The sequence below is a fragment of the Gammaproteobacteria bacterium genome, assembly GCA_013003425.1.
GTDB lineage: Bacteria > Pseudomonadota > Gammaproteobacteria > Steroidobacterales > JABDKV01 > JABDJB01.
The window spans coordinates 1-2494 of sequence record JABDJB010000089.1; the positions used below are offsets into that span (position 1 = coordinate 1).

At 60.7% G+C, this 2494-nt stretch carries 3 protein-coding genes; all 3 read right to left on the reverse strand.

Going from position 1 to position 2494, the window contains the following annotated elements:
• Positions 1 to 44: 44 nt before the first annotated feature.
• Complete coding sequence (locus HKN06_12460; protein ID NNF62122.1) at positions 45 to 314, reverse strand: hypothetical protein; 270 nt, start codon at positions 312 to 314, stop codon at positions 45 to 47.
• Positions 315 to 404: 90 nt separating this feature from the next.
• Positions 405 to 2012: an FHA domain-containing protein gene (locus tag HKN06_12465; protein ID NNF62123.1), complete on the reverse strand. Its 1608-nt coding sequence runs from the start codon at positions 2010 to 2012 to the stop codon at positions 405 to 407.
• Between the two features lie 62 nt (positions 2013 to 2074).
• Positions 2075 to 2494 (reverse strand): hypothetical protein (locus tag HKN06_12470; GenBank protein NNF62124.1); only part of this gene is annotated, 420 nt, incomplete at its 5' end.

Sequence of the window (2494 nt, forward strand, 5' to 3'; positions counted from 1 at the left end):
CCGGACGGGTTGCCTTCTGGCGTGGCGTCAAGGTGGCAGACTAGCTAGTCGCGTTCACGACGTTCCGCCACCACCTCGTATTCGACCTCGATTACCCCGTCACCCTGCCGACGGCGGAACTTCTCCATACGGCGGCGTTGTCGCCACAACGCAATCGCCAGTGCGACACTGCCGATGAATACGACGCCGGCCAGCAAAACCCAGGCCACCAGCCCGGCGAGGAACAGCCCGACAAGCACCAGCATGCCCGCTATAGCTGTGAGGACACGGGTAATCAGCGACGGGCCCCGGCCCGCCAGTCGGTATTGGTTCATCAGTTAACGATGGCGCCGCACGGGCGTGATTTCAACCAAAATTTATTACCAGTTTTTTCATGCGCTTAAACACTCTTTCTAAAGCTGCCGTCAGGAGCGGAGCAGCCGCGTAATGCCGGCAATCTTCATCTGGCAGGATTCCTGGTCCGTACTGTCTGCCACTGCCGTACGAAAGCTCGACCCGGCCAGCTGCAGATAGAGGTCGCCAAGGTTCTCGTGGGCACAAGTGTAACCGGGCGCAAGCCGGATGGCTTTCTCCAGCTCGGCACGCGCCTGGTCGAGCTCACCGCGCTCTGCCAGCAGCACCGCGAGATTGTTATGCACCTCCGGGACGCCGGCATGATCACGCGCCAGCCGGTCGAAAACGCCAATCGCCTCTTCCTTGCGGCCCAGGTCTGTCAGCAGGCAACCGCGTTCGAACTGCAGGTCAATTTTATCGGGATGTACTTTCAATTCTTCTTCCACGACCGACAGTGCCAGTTTTGGATCATGCTCAAGTCCGGCCGGGTCGACCATGGTGTCGGCCATGGAATCGTTCAGGCGAGCCGTTCCCTGCAGCCGCGTGGCGATTTCGCTGGGCAGGCTGACTACCAGCTCATGCCGGCCTATGCGGATATGATCGCCGGCACCGAGCCGTGCCTGATCCGAAACGCGCTCACCATTGAGGTATGTGCCATTAGTGCTGTTGATATCGGTCAGCCAGTAGCCGCGTTCATCGCGCACGATCAATGCGTGGTGCCGGCTGACATAGGGGCTGTCGATGGGAATCTCGTTCTCGGCATCGCGACCGATCAGCATGCGTTCCAGCTCCAGCGGGTAAATTCCCTGCACTTCACCATCCCGCGAAAGCGTCAGTGCAGGCGTAGCGCTTGCCTTGCTCAGCGAAACCACGCCGCCCTGCCCGGCTCCGGGCCATTCCAGGTCATGTGCCGCCGCGCGCACCTGGCCGGCGGAAACAAGACCCGAACGGGCCTGATTTGCGATGTCCAGGGCGCGATCGCAAAGCTCGTTGATCCTGGCCGGAATACCCCCCGACAGCTGGTGAATGACAGCATAGGCATCGCTGTGGAACACCTGGTCCGGGTCGTCCTGGCCTTCCATGCGCAGCCGGTGCCCGATGTAACCAGCGGTATCCTGGCGCCCCAGCGGTGGCAGGTGTGCAGTAAGAATTTTCCAGTCGGCCATTTCATTCCAGCCGATGGTGTAGACCAGTGTCTCCAGGCCCTGTTGCCCTGTCAGCGCGATACTGACGCGACGACGACGGCCTTTTTCCGGCCGCGACATAGCCTGCAATGTCTGGAACACTTCCTGCGACAGCTGGTGCGCGCTGGTTATCAGGAACAGCACTGGCCCGCGTCCGCCGGCAAGCACTGAGCGCACCGTAGTCAGGCCCGGCAACAACGGGCTGGCGCCCGGCTCATCCGGCGCCAGCCGCGTCAGCGTCTCGCGCAACAGCTGGTTCTCGGTCAGGCCAACAGCATCGAGCTGAATGACGTTGAGATCATCGGCCGCGTCATTGATAGCGGCGCTGGACAGCAACGTTTTGCCGCAGCCATCTTCGCCGACAATGGTTGCCAGGCAGCCGGGCATCCGCATGGCAAGTTGCAGGAAAGCCAGCGCACGGGCGTGCTGGTCAGTCAGGTACAGCAGCGCCGGATCGGGCACCGAACGGAAAGCGGCTGGCGACAGCTTGATCACGTCACCCCCAAAAGCGTGATGGCCGGAGAGTAGTTTAGATCATCTCCCCGGCCATACGCATCTTACTGGCAAATATTCGCTAGGCCGCTGGGCCCCGGTGCGGTCAGGAAGCTCTCACGCATCACAGACAGGTCACTCAGATCAACGGTGCCGTCACCGTTGAAATCACCGTCCGGATCGCTGGTGAGGAATACCAGCCGCAGTTCCGCAAGATCCCCAAGGTCAGTGCTGCAATCCTGGTTGAGATCCTGATCACAGACATTGCCAATGCCGTCACCGTCCGTATCACGCTGGTCGACGTTCGCCACCATGATGCAGTTGTCACTCACGTCCGCAATGGTGTCGCTGTCGAGATCGCCGGTGTCGCAGGCATCGCCAATTCCATCGTTATCCTGGTCCGCCTGATCGGTATTGGCAGTCAGCGGGCAGTTGTCAGCAGTATCGACGACCGTGTCGTTGTCGTCGTCGTTATCACAAACATC

Excerpts from the sequence above, each read along its gene's own strand:
- HKN06_12460 (NNF62122.1), bottom strand. The coding sequence starts at position 314 with ATGAACCAATACCGACTGGCGGGCCGGGGCCCGTCGCTGATTACCCGT.